This is a genomic window from Pseudorhizobium marinum, from assembly GCF_000705355.1.
Classification (GTDB): Bacteria; Pseudomonadota; Alphaproteobacteria; order Rhizobiales; family Rhizobiaceae; genus Neorhizobium; species Neorhizobium pelagicum.
The window spans coordinates 147,073-159,831 of sequence record NZ_JMQK01000005.1 but is presented as its reverse complement, the minus strand read 5'-3'; the positions used below and the strand labels follow the sequence as shown (position 1 = coordinate 159,831).

The window sequence follows — 12,759 nt, the reverse complement described above, 5'->3', positions numbered from 1 at the left end:
GCTTCTTAGTCGTTGACCTCGGGGGCGACATAGCGCGGAAAGACGGGCGTCGGGGCCGAAAGCTGCGTACCCGGCACGAGGCGACCAGCCTCTCCCAGAGCCGCGAAATCGCGCTTGTCGGCGGGGGCTGCAACAAGATCGAGCAGCTTCGCAGCCGAATCCGGCACGAAGGGCTGCAGCAGGATGGCGATCTGGCGCACCACTTCCGCGGTGACATAGAGAACCGTTCCCATCCGCTCCGGATCCGTCTTCTTCAGCGCCCAGGGCTCCTGGCCGGCAAAATAGCGGTCCGTCTCGGACACGACGGCAATGATCGTCGCCACGGCCCGATGCACAAGCTGCTTGCCCATTTCGTCACGGCAGAGGCCGATCATGGCATCGGCGGAGGAAAGCATCGCCTTGTCCTCGTCGGTCAGCGCGCCGGGCTGCGGGATCATGCCGTCGCAGTTCTTGACGATCATCGACAGCGACCGGCTGGCCAGATTGCCGATACCGTTGGCGAGATCGGCATTGATACGGGTGCCGATCGCCTCTTCGCTGTAGCTGCCGTCCTGTCCGAAAGAGACTTCGCGCATGAAGAAATAGCGCACCTGATCGAGCCCGAAGTGGTTCACCAGATTGACCGGATCGACCACATTGCCGAGCGATTTCGACATCTTCTCGCCCTTGTTGAGCAGGAAGCCGTGGGCGTAGACGCGCTTTGGAAGCGGCAGGCCCGCCGACATCAGGAAAGCCGGCCAATAGACCGCGTGGAAGCGGATGATGTCCTTGCCGATGATGTGCGCATCCGCCGGCCAGTACTTCGCCCGCGGCCCATGCGGGTCCTCGAGGTAGCCGGTGGCGGTGATGTAGTTGGTCAGAGCGTCGACCCAGACGTACATGACATGCGCCGGATCATTGGGAACCGGGATGCCCCAGTCGAAGGTCGTGCGTGAGATGGAAAGGTCCTTCAGGCCGGACTTGACGAAGGAGATCACCTCGTTGCGGCGTTCTGCCGGTCCGATGAAGTCCGGATGCTCTTCGTAGTACTGCAGCAGCTTGTCCTGATAGCCGGACAGCTTGAAGAAGTAGCTCTCCTCCTCCACCCATTCCACCGGCGTTCCCTGGGGTCCATAGCGAACGCCGTCGCGAACCTCGGTCTCGCCTTCCTGGTAGTAGGCCTCGTCGCGCACCGAGTACCAGCCGGCATAGCTGTCCTTGTAGATGTCGCCGTTGTCGGCCATCCGGTTCCAGATGGCGCGGCAGGCGTCGTGGTGCCGCGGTTCCGTGGTGCGGATGAAGTCGTCGTTGGAGGCGTTCAGCAGGCGCGCCATCTCGCGGAATTCGCTGGAATTCCGCTCCGCCAGCGCGGCAGGCTCGATACCTTCGGCACGTGCCGTCTGCTGCATCTTCTGGCCGTGCTCGTCGGTGCCCGTCAGGAAGAAGACATCCCTGCCGTCCAGGCGCTGGAAGCGCGCCATCGCATCCGTCGCAATCAGCTCATAGGCATGACCGATATGCGGCTTGCCGTTGGGATAGGAGATCGCGGTGGTGATGAAGTAGGGTGTCTTGTCCGGCATCGTTTCACTCGAGCACTATGATTGTCGTCAGGCTCTTAGCGCATGTTTCGCAGCAGCGAAACCCAAACTTCGCCGCACTGCACCGCACCGCAACCCGTTCCCGGACCGATCAGCGGTGGGCAGCCTCGAGGATCGACAGGATCGTCTGCTTGCGGTCGAGGTTGTAAGCCTGGGAGACGGTGATCTTCTCGTCGATATCCGTGGCAAGCCGGGCGTAGCGATCGGCCGAGCCAATGTCGCCGGCAAATGCCGCGGCGCGCGCCCTGTCCACGAGGTGTTCGCCGAGGTGTTGCAGGAAAAAGCCGAAGATCACGTCGCTGTCCTTGGCCGACAGCACGTCAGCCAGGCGGTGCATCGCCTTTCGGGCCGTGGCCCCTTCGGCGGCCAGGAGATCGGTGAAGGCGGTGACGATTTCCGCGCCGCCGTAGTTCAGCAGTTTCAGTGCCTGCGACACGCTTCCCTTCGACATGGCAAGCACCGTCTCCGCCGTCCGTCCTCCTTCGAGCGGCAGGCCGAGTGCTGCCATTGCGCTCGCGAGATCCGTGTCACTGAGCGGAGAGAGCCGCAGCGGCAGGCAGCGGGACCGGATGGTCGGAAGCAGTTTTCCCGGCGCATGGGACAGCACCAGGAACAGCGACCGCCGCGGCGGCTCCTCGAGGATCTTGAGGATGGCATTGGCAGCGTTGCGATTGAGATCGTCGGCAGGATCGATGATGACGATGCGCCAGTTCCCGGTGCCCGACGTCTGGGCGAAGAAGTGCCCGGCGCGGCGCACCTCGTCGACGGTGATGGCCGTTTTCAGCTTGCCGGATTTCGCGTCGACCGGCCGCGTCAGATGCAGCAGGTTATGGGATGCGCCGGATGCGATCTGCCGCGTCACGGGAGCGTCGAGATCGGGCGCCACCATGTGATCCGGCGCCGTGGCAGGGTCTGGATGCGTGAGAACATGATTGGCGAAGCGGAAGGCCAGGGTCGACTTGCCGATCCCCTCAGGCCCTTCGATCAGGATCGCATGGTGGCCCTTGCCGGACTGGTAGCTGCGGGCCAGAAACGCTTCGGCAGCCTGGTGGCCGAACAGGTTCGGATTGCGCGGGGGCGGTATCGCGCCGTCCAGGACATCGTGCGCTTCCTCGCTCATTCGACGGTTTCCGCGCCGGCAGCAGGTCTTGCCGAGAGTTCGTCCACCAGTGGCTCGACGAGCGCGAGAATGTCCGCGGCGATCTCCTCCTCCGCCCGGTCGGCATCCACCACCCGACAGCGTTCTGGATCGGCCGCGGCGATCTCCAGATAGGCCTCGCGGCGCTTCTCGTGGGTCTGCAGCTCTTCGCGCTCGAAGCGGTCCGGCGCACCCGAACCGCCGCGCTTGCGGGCGCGTGCCAGGCCCTTCTCGGCGGGAAGGTCGAGGATCACGGTGCAGTCCGGCTCGAGACCATCGATGGCGATACGCTGCAAGGCCTCGAGAAAATCCGGTTCGAGATTACCGGTGACTCCCTGATAGACGCGCGAGGAGTCCATGAAGCGGTCGCAGAGCACGACGGCACCGCTCTCGAGCGCCGGGCGGATCACCTCTTCCACATGGTCGTTGCGGGCTGCGGCAAACAGGATTGCCTCCATGCGGACGCCGAATTCCTCGGCCGCCCCCGACAGCAGCACATGCCGCACGGCCTCCGCACCCGGCGACCCGCCGGGTTCCCGGGTCACCCGAACATCGCGGCCACGCCGTCGCAGGCTCTCCGCAAGCCGGCGAATCTGCGTGGACTTGCCCGCCCCTTCGCCGCCTTCAAACGTCACAAACAAACCTGATCGTCTTGCCAACCGATGCGCTCTTCATTCTTCCGGCACGCTTGCCGTTCGCCTTTTGGCGAGGCCGAAACTCTTGCGCTGTTTATCGCATGTCGTCGGCTTGCGAAACCGCGATCCGTTCAAAGCCAGAAGAACATCAACTCCAGCAACGCGTCGGTGGCGCGTGAACTCAGACTTCCGGTGGCGACCGGCTGGGACGTGAAGAGATCGACCTCCCGGACGAGTCGGTCGCCGGAAAAGATGCGCAGAGAGCCGACCCCCTGCCCTTCCGCCACCGGCGCCCGCAACGGCCATTTGTAGACGATCCGGCCCGTCAGTCGCTCCGGATTGTCCGTCGGCACATAGATGTCGATCGGCTCCTTGGCCACTAGGTCGATGTAGCGGGCTTGGCCGCCATAGACGCTCGCCTGTCCGATGACCTCGCCGGCCTGAAAAAGGATCTTCGTCTCGAAGGCGGAGAGCCCCCAGTCCAGCAGGCGGCGTGCCTCGTCCAGCCGCTCCCTGTCGTTTTCCAGTCCACCGAGTGCCAGAAAGAGCCGCGTCCCATCGCGCTCCACGGAGGCGACCGCGGCATAGCCGGCACCCTCGGCATAGCCGGCGCCCAGGCCATCGACACCGATGCCGAGCGACAGCAGCGGGTTCTTGTTGCGCTGGAAGATCTTGTTCCACTCGAAATCCGGCTGCGCGTAGAGCGGATAATATTGCGGATAGGTCCGGTGGATATGGCGGGAGAGCTCCACGAGGTCGCGGGCAGTGGTGAAGCTCTGGGCGCCCGGCAGGCCGGTGGCGTTTCCGAAGGTGGAGCGTCCGAGACCGAGATCCTTGGCCCGCGCCGTCATCCGGGTCGCAAACTGCGCCTCCGACCCACTGATGCCCTCCGCGAGGATGATGCACCCGTCGTTGGCGTTCTGGATCACGACGCCGCGGATGAGATCGATCACCGGCACTTGCGAGTTCAGGGCGGCGAACATCGTCGTCGTCCCGGAGGGCGCACCGCCATTGCGCCAGGCATATTCCGTCACTGGAAACATTGTCTGCTCGGTGATCTCGCCGCGCTCCAGCGCGCTGAGGACCACCTCCACCGTCATCAGCTTGGCCAGCGACGCGGGTGGGAAGGCCTGGTTCTCGTTGACGGCAAGCAGGACGGTACCTGTCTTTGCCTCGACCATGTAAAGCTGCTTGGCCACGGTCTCGATGGCCGCGGAACGCTCCTGCGCCAGCACGGGTTGGAAGAGTATCGGCAACTGCAGAAGTGCCAGGACAGAAAGAACCAGAAACCGCATCATTGCCCCATCACACACGAGGCGACAGGCGTAGCAAGATGCCTGCGCACGGGCAATTGCGTTTCGATCACTCGACCGCGTTTTTGACAGAACGACGCTTTGCATGGGAGAGGATCGACTGCTCGGTCAGACCGTCGTTTCGAACCAGCACGGCGTCGAACACCAGATCGACCGTCGATACCGGCTCGACCGTATAGGCCGCGGACAAGGTGCCGCCGTTGGCAGCAAGACCGTAGTTGGGTCGCTCGGCCGGCATGGGGCCCACCTCGGGAAGGACGGCGAATTCCACCGCCGTCGTAAAGCCATCGAAGGCCTGTGTGGTTGTCGTGAGAGGTCCGCTGGGCGTCGGGCCGCTGAGGGCCATCGGAACGGGAACGGGCGCAGAATAGCTCTGCAACTGATCGCCGAGCGGTTCGTTCGAGGCCACCATGACCCCTGTCGCAATCTGCCCTTCCGGATAGAGCGACGGCAGACGATCACCCTTGCGGGAATAGGAGGCCATCAGATAGGGCATGTCGTGTCCGTCCATGCGGGCTCGCCCCACGTACTGAACATTGACCTTGCCGGTGCCCGCACGCTTCATGTCGAGAAGCTCGGCGGCCTTGGACGAGACGTCAATGATACGGCCGGGATGGAAAGGGCCGCGGTCGTTGACGCGCACGATGACGGAGGAGCCAGTCTCGACATTCGTCACGCGCGCATAGCTCGGCAGCGGAAACGTCGGATGGGCCGCCGACAGGTGCTCCTTGTCGTAGACCTCGCCATTGGCCGTCAGCCGTCCATGAAATGCGGAGCCGTACCAGGAGGCAAGTCCGCTCTTGTTGTAGGACGGATCCTCCTTCGGGACGTAAGTCTTGCCTTTGACGTTGTAAGGCTTGCCGACCATGAAGCGGCCGCCGCCCTTTGGAACGGTACGACCCTCCGCCGTGACGCGAGGGCTTGCCTTGACGCCGTATTCCTTCTCGGAAAAATATTCCTTGCTGCGGGGTTTCTTCGTGGGCAGTTCAGTCGTTGCACAGGATGCAACGCTCAATCCGACCATCGTGATCCCTAGCCATTTCGCCGAAAGCGAAAGCGCGCCGCTGCTGAATTTCAAACCCGTAAGCCCCTCAAGTCTTCGCTGCAGACATCCCATTGATGCAGCCGTTGCTCGCTTCCGGCACAGGCAGCACGGGATGCGATGATGCAACGGTGCCACTCTTTGGTTCGAACATGGCGAAAATGCGAATGATTTCTGGGGATAGTCCGCGGATTGCTGCGACGTGGTTAACCAAGAGCTAATGCGCATCCACTCGTCACCGGGCTCGCCGTGCGGCGTCTTCCGATGCAATGGACGGGAGGCGCGAAAGGGGTATGGCCTTGATATTTTTAATACCCATGGGCTTTCGGTTATGCTCCAAGCCTTGTTGTATGCACCATGGTGGAGATTCAGGAGTGTTTCCAGTGAGGCAGCCGAAGAGGAAGACCGTATGATCGAAACCCTGTTCAGAAACCTCGAACGCCGCGATGTCCTGCCGGACAGCTATAGAACGAGGCTGAGTGAGATCGTAATCCGCGAGCGCCGGTTTGCGAAAGGGGAGGATATTGTTGCTGACGGTTCGCGGCCGACCTATAGCACCCTGCTCGTGGAGGGATTTGCCGGCCGCTACAAGCTGACACACGAAGGTGCCCGCCAGATCACCTCGCTGCACGTCCCCGGCGATTTCGTCGACCTGCATGCCTTCCTGCTGAAGACCATGGATCACGGCATTTCCGCCCTCTCGCCCTGCACGGTGGTGCTGGTCGATCACGCCGGTCTCAAGGGAATCACCGAGCAGGTCCCGCATCTGGCCCGCATGCTGTGGCTTGACACTTTGATCACCGGATCGATCCACCGCTCCTGGATCGTCGCCATGGGGCGCCGCTCCAAGTCGTCCCACCTGGCTCACATTCTTTGCGAACTCTACGTCCGGCTGCAGGCGATCGATCGGGTTGATGGCCGGAGCTTCCATTTCCCTCTGTCGCAGGGAGAAATGGCCGACGTGATGGGCCTGTCCCTCGTGCACATCAACCGTGTCATCCAGACGCTTCGACAGGAGAATGTCATCTCCTGGACCAATCAGACGATCACCGTCCTCGACTGGGACCGGCTTCAGGCCCTCGCCGAGTTCGACCCGACCTACCTCAACCTCTGGAGCGAGCCGCGGTAGCGGTGGAAGGCCAAAGCTCGGCCATGCCTGTGACGTCCCCCCCGCTCTGGGTAATCCGATCCTCCTGCGGTTGACGCTTTCCCACCCAGGCTGTACAGCCATTTCGGCCCGAGGAAGAGTGTCCGAGTGGTTTAAGGAACCGGTCTTGAAAACCGGCGTGCGGGAAACCGTACCGTGGGTTCGAATCCCACCTCTTCCGCCACAAGCACGGCCGCGTTGCGCGCCAGATCTCAAAGCATATCGCCGGAAGGACGCTTGAAGGTTTGCCCCTCCGGCCTTCGCGTCAGCAGGTGTTGACGCTTGCCGATCCTGTTCCCGTGCCGGCAGCGCCGATGTCGGCGATGCCGGTGCTTCCGGCGGTACCGGTGCCATGCATCGAGGTGTCGGCGCCGCAGTTCGAGATGCCGGTACCGGTTCCTGCGTCACCGGTTGCGATGCCGCTGGCTGTGCCCGGAGTGGCGCTACCTGCCGCGCCCGGCGTCAGCAAAGTTGTACCGGTAGCGCCCGCAGCGCCGGATGATTCGGTCGTACCCGTCACGGCAGCGCCGCCGGATGTCTGGGCGATGGCCGCTGTGGCAAGCGTGAAGGCGACGGAAGTTGTGGTCAGCAGTCTTGCGAACATCGAATTCCTCCTTGTCTGTTCGGAGGAACTAACTGCGTGATGCGGTTAAAGGTTTCCTCGTGCACCAAGTTCGGTGCCGAAAGATCGGCAGCTCGTCATCCCTCACGAGCGGACCGCCAGCCGTCTCTCGACTGCGGAAAATCCGTCGTAGATCAGCACCGCCAGCGCCCCGACAATCAGGCCGCCCTGCACCACATAGGCGAGGTTGTTGGACTGCAGTCCGGCGATAATGACTTCACCGAGCGTTCGCGCCGCGACCGTCGAGCCGATGGTGGCGGTCGCCAGGCTGATGACGACGGAGAGACGGATGCCGGCGAGGATCACCGGCATGGCCAGCGGCAGCTCGATCTTCACCAGCCGCTGCCAGCCCGTCATGCCGGTGCCGCGCGCCGCCTCGACAACCGCGCGGGGCAGCGTCGTCAGCCCCGTCAGCGTGTTTTCGAAGATCGGCAGCAGTCCGTAGAGAAACAGGGCAATCAGCGTCGGCTTCTCGCCGAAGCCGACCACCGGCACGGCCAGCGCCAGAACCGCTACCGGTGGAAAGGTCTGGCCGATGTTGACGAGGCTGCGCGACAGCGGCAGGAATTCCGCGCCGATCGGGCGGCTGACCAGCACCGCCAGACTGACCGCAACGATGGTTGCCGCCAGCGTCGCGGCAAACACCGTGGCCAGGTGCTGCAGGGTAAGCGACATCAGATTGCCCTGGGCATAGATCACCGGTGCGTTCTGCTGCACCAGCGGCCGCAGCAGCGGCTCGAAGGTCTCGGGCGCCAGCAGGAATGTCACGAGCAGGGCGAGCAGAAGCGCGCGCAGGAGCGTGGGGGTAAACCTGCTCATGGCGCGCCTCTGGCACGCTTCAGGAGAGCGTCCAGGGTCACGCGCCCTGTCATGGTGCCATCGGCGGAGACGACAGGGGCCGCAGGCCGGCCGGACCACATCAGTTCCGCCAGCGCATCCTGCTGGTTCATCGAGGCCGCCAGCGCCGGGCCACTCGCCTCACCCGCCTCGGCGGCATCGGCGACGCGGCGCATGGACAGCAAGCGGAAGGGCCTGTCCCCGGCACCGACCATGGCTTCGACGAAGCCCGTTGCCGGCCGGCGCACCAGCTCGTCCGGCGGGCCGAACTGCAGCAGGCGACCCCCATCCATGACGGCGATCTTGTCGGCGAGATGAAAGGCCTCGTTCATGTCGTGCGTGACGAGGATGATCGTCGTTCCGAAATGCTTCTGGATCGCCAGCAGGTCGTCCTGCGCCTTGGCGCGGATGATCGGGTCGAGCGCACCGAAGGGCTCGTCCATCAGCAGCACGTTGGGCTCGGCTGCAAGCGCCCTGGCCACCCCGACCCGCTGCTGTTCGCCGCCCGAAAGCTCATGGGGATAGCGGGGTCCGAACGCGTCCGGGTCAAGCTGGAAGAGCGAGAGAAGCTCCCTCACCTTCTCCGTCGTCCTGCGCCGGTCCCACCCGTTCAGGCGCGGAACCGTCGCGATGTTTTCCGCCACCGTCCGGTGCGGAAAGAGGCCGTGTCCCTGGATGGCATAGCCGATCCGGCGCCGCAGTTCGTAGCCCGGGATCGTCCGATTGTCTTCGCCGTCGAGCCGGACCATGCCGGCATCGAGCTCCACGAGCCGGTTGATCATGCGCAGGAGCGTCGTCTTGCCCGATCCGGAGGTGCCGACGATGACGGCGATCGTGTGCGGCTCGATCGTCAGCGAGATGTCGTCGACGACGGTCTTGCCGTCATAGACCTTGGACACATGGTCGATCTCGATCATCGGGTATCCTTCCTGGGCGGGGCAACGGCATTCATGTCGATCAATGCGTCGAGTACCACGGCCGACGCGAAGGCCAGCGCCACGGTCGGCAGCGCCCCGAGCAGCACGAGGTCCGTCGCCGTCTGGCCGAGCCCCTGGAAGACGAAGGTCCCGAACCCGCCACCGCCGATCAGGGCCGCGATGGTTGCCAGGCCGATATTCTGCACCAGCACGATGCGGATGCCGGTCAGGATCACCGGCAAGGCCAGCGGAAATTCGACCCTGATCAGTCGCTGCGCCGACGTCATCCCGAGACCTCGCGCCGCCTCGCGCGCCTGCCGCGGCACGCCGGAGAGACCTGCGACGGTATTGGCGACGATCGGCAGGAGCGAATAGAGAAACAGCGCCACGAACGCCGGCGCCACGCCTATGCCGCGCACGCCGATGGCGTAGGCGCCGGGCACATTCGCGGCAATCCAGCCGAGCGGCGCGATCATGATTCCGAAGAGGGCGATCGAGGGTATGGTCTGGACCAGGTTCAGCGTGTTGAGCACGGCTGACCGGAGCGCGGGAACCCTTTCGCAGAAGATGCCGATCGGCAAGCCGACGACGGCGGCGGCAAGCAGGGACCCGAGCGCCAGCAACAGATGCCGCGACGCTTCCGTCCAGAACACGTCGGCGCGCGCAGCATATTCCTTCATCACCGAGAGATCGGTCCAGAGTCCCGACAGCAGGATGACCGAGACGATCGCGATGGCCAGGGCGAGAAAGAGGAGGCGCACGGATGGGCGCGGGTTCATCCGGCTGATGCCGTCCGTCGCCAGCAGGGAGAACGTGAAGAGCAGAATCCAGAAGCCGGAGGCCGGCGAAACTCGCGCATAGCTGTTGTCCGCCGGCGTCAGATAGGCTGCGGCAAGGCCGACACAGGCAAACAGCGCGGCCAGCACGACGGACGCCGACAGCAGCCGCCACAGGGCTTCCCGGCGCAGCAGCGCCATTGCGGCCCCGCCAACGACAGCCAACAGCATCAGCCGCCCGAAGCCGCCAGGCAGGGCTTCGAGGATGTCGAACCCCTCCCCCGGCACGATCCGGTTTGCCTTAAGCGTGGCGAACGGAGACAGCACGCCGTAGATGGCAAGGACGACGATCAGGACGCCGAGCTTGTCGATGCGAAAGGTCAAGGGCATCCCTCAGTGCGGTTTCGCCGATTCCGGCATGTTGGCACCGGCGAAACCACCGGGCAACTACTTGAGGAAGCCGTTCTGGGTGAGAAACTCCTCGGCGACCGCCTTGGCGGGTTCGCCGCCGACCTGAACGCGACCGTTGAGATCCTGCAGCGTCTCGAGATCGAGTTTCTCGAAGACCGGCTGCAGCAGGGTCTCGATCTCGGGATGCTGCTTCAGAACCTCTTCGCGGATGATCGGCGCGGGCTGATAGACCGGCTGCACGCCCTTGTCGTCCTCAAGCACCACAAGATTCGACGGAGCGATGCCGCCGTCGGTGCCATATACCATCGCTGCATTGGCGCCATTGGTCTGATTGGCCGCGGCGGCGATGGTGGCCGCTGTATCGCCACCCGAGAGGGTGATCAACTGCTCCGGCGTCAGCGTGAAGCCGTAGGTCGTCTGGAAGGCCGGGAGTGCCGCGGCTGAATTGACGAATTCCGAAGACGCCGCCAGCACCACGTCGCCGCCCCCAGACACGTACTGCCCGAAGTCGGAGAGCGTGCTGAGGCTGTTTTCCTGTGCGACATCCTCACGAACAGCAATCGCCCAGGTGTTGTTGGCGGGCGACGGCGTCAGCCAGACGATCTTGTTGGCGTCGTAATCGAGCGTCTTTGCCTGCTGGTAGGCTTCGGCCGCATTCTTCCAGGCAGGGTCGTCCGCCTTCTCGAAGAAGAAGGCGGCATTGCCGGTGTATTCGGGATAGATGTCGATCTCGCCGGCGGTGATGGCGGCACGCACCACGGGCGTGGCGCCGAGCTGGATGCGATCGGTCGTCTCGATGCCGTTTGCATTCAGGACCGCCAGGATGATATTTCCCAGAACGCCGCCTTCGGTGTCGATCTTCGACGAGACGACCACCTGTGCGCTGGCCGCGCCGGCCGATACGGCGATCGCAAGCGCGACGCCTGCGGTTTTCCTCAGGATGTGCATGGATGAACCCTCCGTAACTGAACCCCCGGCATGACCGGTTCTGTCATAGCTCTATGCCTCGATCGACAATATGGATCACCCGCCAAGGAAAGGGAGAGCGCCGACCCGAATTTTTCCGGCGCGCCGGATCGCTTCCCGCTGCCGCTTGGCGGAAACGGCAAAGAGCCCGGCGCAAATGGAACGGTGCGGCCCTGCAGGCCTGCAAAACTCCTGTGCGATGAGAAGGGGCAGAAGACCCCTCGCTTCAGGCATCTACCGGCGTGGAGGAAACGCCGGCGAACGTCCGTCCTGCGGCGGACATCAACCAGGGGAACGCCATAGATGAACAGATTGCTTGCCTCCACCTGCCTCGCCTTCGGTCTCTCTGTCACGGGGGCGAGCATTGCTGCCGCCGAATGCGGCGACGTCACCATCGCCAGCATGAACTGGCAGAGCGCCGAGGTTCTCGCCGCACTCGACCAGCTCATTCTCAACGAAGGCTTCGGCTGTAATGCCGAGATCATCGTCGGGGATACCGTCCCCACTCTTACGTCCATGGTCGAAAAAGGCGAACCGGATCTCGCACCGGAAGGCTGGGTCGATCTTCTTCCGGAAGTCGTCGGCCGCGGCGTCTCGGAAGGAAAGCTCGTCGGAGCTGCCGTCGCCCTGTCCGATGGTGCCGTTCAGGGCTGGTGGATCCCCAAGTACATCGCCGACGCCAACCCACAGATCCAGACGATTGAGGATGTTCTGAAGCATCCGGAACTCTTCCCGGATCCGGAAGATGCCAGCAAGGGAGCAATCCACAACGGCCCAGCCGGCTGGGGCGGCACCGTCGCCACCGCTCAGCTCTACAAGGCCTACGGCGCCGAAGACGCAGGCTATACCCTCGTCGATACCGGCTCCGCTGCAGGTCTCGATGGCTCCATTGCCAAGGCCTACGAAGGCGGCAAGGGCTGGGTCGGATACTATTGGGCGCCGACCGCTCTTCTCGGCAAGTACGAGATGGTCAAGCTCGGCCACGGCGTGCCCTATAACGACGCGGAGTGGAAGCGCTGCAACACCGTAGCGGACTGCCCTGACCCGAAGATGAACGACTGGCCGAAGGACACGGTCCAGACGATGCTGACGACGAGCTTTGCCGAACGCGCCGGTCCCGACGTCATGGACTACCTGAACAAGCGCGCCTGGAGCAACGCCACGGTCAATGCCCTGATGGCGTGGATGACCGACAACCAGGCGACCGGAGAGGACGGCGCCAGGCACTTCCTGAAGGAGAACGAGGATCTCTGGACCACCTGGGTCTCGCCAGAGGTGGCGGAAAAGGTGAAGTCGTCGCTGTGATCTGCCGCTGACGGCGCCGGCGGTCTGCCCCGCGCAGATCGCCGGCGCAGCGTCGCCGTTGGCGCGGCCGACG

At 63.9% G+C, this 12,759-nt stretch carries 12 protein-coding genes and 1 tRNA gene; 3 read left to right on the top strand and 10 right to left on the bottom strand.

Going from position 1 to position 12,759, the window contains the following annotated elements; all coding sequences use genetic code 11:
- Positions 1-5: 5 nt before the first annotated feature.
- The 5 genes from metG to EO99_RS0108290 form a co-directional block, all read right to left on the bottom strand.
- On the bottom strand, positions 6-1,559 hold the full coding sequence (gene metG, locus EO99_RS0108310) for a methionine--tRNA ligase (RefSeq protein WP_029618181.1): 1,554 nt from the start codon (positions 1,557-1,559) through the stop codon (positions 6-8).
- 109 nt (positions 1,560-1,668) lie between these two features.
- Positions 1,669-2,697 carry a DNA polymerase III subunit delta' gene (locus EO99_RS0108305; protein WP_029618180.1) on the bottom strand — a complete coding sequence of 343 codons (1,029 nt, stop codon included), beginning with the start codon at positions 2,695-2,697 and terminating at the stop codon, positions 1,669-1,671.
- The gene (tmk, locus tag EO99_RS0108300; protein ID WP_029618179.1) at positions 2,694-3,374 is read right to left on the bottom strand and encodes a dTMP kinase; all 681 of its coding nucleotides are present in this window, start codon (positions 3,372-3,374) and stop codon (positions 2,694-2,696) included. Before tmk ends, EO99_RS0108305 begins: the two co-directional genes overlap by 4 nt.
- Positions 3,375-3,481: 107 nt before the next feature.
- Entirely contained in the window at positions 3,482-4,648 is a 1,167-nt protein-coding gene (locus EO99_RS0108295) for a D-alanyl-D-alanine carboxypeptidase family protein (protein WP_408002864.1), read from the bottom strand.
- Between the two features lie 64 nt (positions 4,649-4,712).
- Positions 4,713-5,780, bottom strand: coding sequence for a septal ring lytic transglycosylase RlpA family protein (locus EO99_RS0108290; RefSeq protein ID WP_156034687.1), 1,068 nt, complete (start codon positions 5,778-5,780; stop codon positions 4,713-4,715).
- 334 nt (positions 5,781-6,114) lie between these two features.
- Between EO99_RS0108290 and EO99_RS0108285 the strand changes: the two genes are divergently transcribed.
- Positions 6,115-6,834: a Crp/Fnr family transcriptional regulator gene (locus EO99_RS0108285; RefSeq protein WP_029618176.1), complete on the top strand. Its 720-nt coding sequence runs from the start codon at positions 6,115-6,117 to the stop codon at positions 6,832-6,834.
- 112 nt (positions 6,835-6,946) lie between these two features.
- Positions 6,947-7,036, top strand: a tRNA-Ser gene (locus EO99_RS0108280).
- Between the two features lie 81 nt (positions 7,037-7,117).
- Here EO99_RS0108280 and EO99_RS25615 read toward each other — a convergent pair.
- From EO99_RS25615 to osmF, 5 genes are all read right to left on the bottom strand, one after another.
- Positions 7,118-7,456, bottom strand: a complete 339-nt coding sequence (locus EO99_RS25615) for a hypothetical protein (RefSeq protein WP_029618175.1) — start codon at positions 7,454-7,456, stop codon at positions 7,118-7,120.
- Between the two features lie 102 nt (positions 7,457-7,558).
- Positions 7,559-8,293, bottom strand: coding sequence for an ABC transporter permease (locus EO99_RS0108270; RefSeq protein WP_029618174.1), 735 nt, complete (start codon positions 8,291-8,293; stop codon positions 7,559-7,561).
- On the bottom strand, positions 8,290-9,228 hold the full coding sequence (locus EO99_RS0108265) for an ABC transporter ATP-binding protein (RefSeq protein ID WP_029618173.1): 939 nt from the start codon (positions 9,226-9,228) through the stop codon (positions 8,290-8,292). The genes EO99_RS0108270 and EO99_RS0108265 overlap by 4 nt, the downstream gene beginning before the upstream one ends.
- The gene (locus EO99_RS0108260; protein ID WP_029618172.1) at positions 9,225-10,394 is read right to left on the bottom strand and encodes an ABC transporter permease; all 1,170 of its coding nucleotides are present in this window, start codon (positions 10,392-10,394) and stop codon (positions 9,225-9,227) included. Before EO99_RS0108260 ends, EO99_RS0108265 begins: the two co-directional genes overlap by 4 nt.
- 57 nt (positions 10,395-10,451) lie before the next feature.
- Positions 10,452-11,363: a glycine betaine ABC transporter substrate-binding protein OsmF gene (gene osmF / locus EO99_RS0108255; protein WP_029618171.1), complete on the bottom strand. Its 912-nt coding sequence runs from the start codon at positions 11,361-11,363 to the stop codon at positions 10,452-10,454.
- Positions 11,364-11,684: 321 nt separating this feature from the next.
- Here osmF and EO99_RS0108250 point away from each other — a divergent pair, with 321 nt between their 5' ends.
- Positions 11,685-12,686 (top strand): ABC transporter substrate-binding protein, encoded by a 1,002-nt coding sequence (locus tag EO99_RS0108250; RefSeq protein WP_029618170.1) that lies wholly within the window; start codon positions 11,685-11,687, stop codon positions 12,684-12,686.
- Positions 12,687-12,759: the final 73 nt, after the last annotated feature.

Bases quoted from the DNA above. Each gene is read 5' to 3' on its own strand.
- EO99_RS0108290 (WP_156034687.1), bottom strand. From the start codon at position 5,780: ATGGGATGTCTGCAGCGAAGACTTGAGGGGCTTACGGGTTTGAAATTC.
- EO99_RS0108250 (WP_029618170.1), top strand. From the start codon at position 11,685: ATGAACAGATTGCTTGCCTCCACCTGCCTCGCCTTCGGTCTCTCTGTC.
- EO99_RS0108305 (WP_029618180.1), bottom strand. From the start codon at position 2,697: ATGAGCGAGGAAGCGCACGATGTCCTGGACGGCGCGATACCGCCCCCG.
- metG (WP_029618181.1), bottom strand. From the start codon at position 1,559: ATGCCGGACAAGACACCCTACTTCATCACCACCGCGATCTCCTATCCC.
- EO99_RS0108265 (WP_029618173.1), bottom strand. From the start codon at position 9,228: ATGATCGAGATCGACCATGTGTCCAAGGTCTATGACGGCAAGACCGTC.
- EO99_RS0108270 (WP_029618174.1), bottom strand. From the start codon at position 8,293: ATGAGCAGGTTTACCCCCACGCTCCTGCGCGCGCTTCTGCTCGCCCTG.
- EO99_RS0108285 (WP_029618176.1), top strand. From the start codon at position 6,115: ATGATCGAAACCCTGTTCAGAAACCTCGAACGCCGCGATGTCCTGCCG.
- EO99_RS25615 (WP_029618175.1), bottom strand. From the start codon at position 7,456: ATGTTCGCAAGACTGCTGACCACAACTTCCGTCGCCTTCACGCTTGCC.
- EO99_RS0108260 (WP_029618172.1), bottom strand. From the start codon at position 10,394: ATGCCCTTGACCTTTCGCATCGACAAGCTCGGCGTCCTGATCGTCGTC.
- EO99_RS0108295 (WP_408002864.1), bottom strand. From the start codon at position 4,648: ATGATGCGGTTTCTGGTTCTTTCTGTCCTGGCACTTCTGCAGTTGCCG.
- osmF (WP_029618171.1), bottom strand. From the start codon at position 11,363: ATGCACATCCTGAGGAAAACCGCAGGCGTCGCGCTTGCGATCGCCGTA.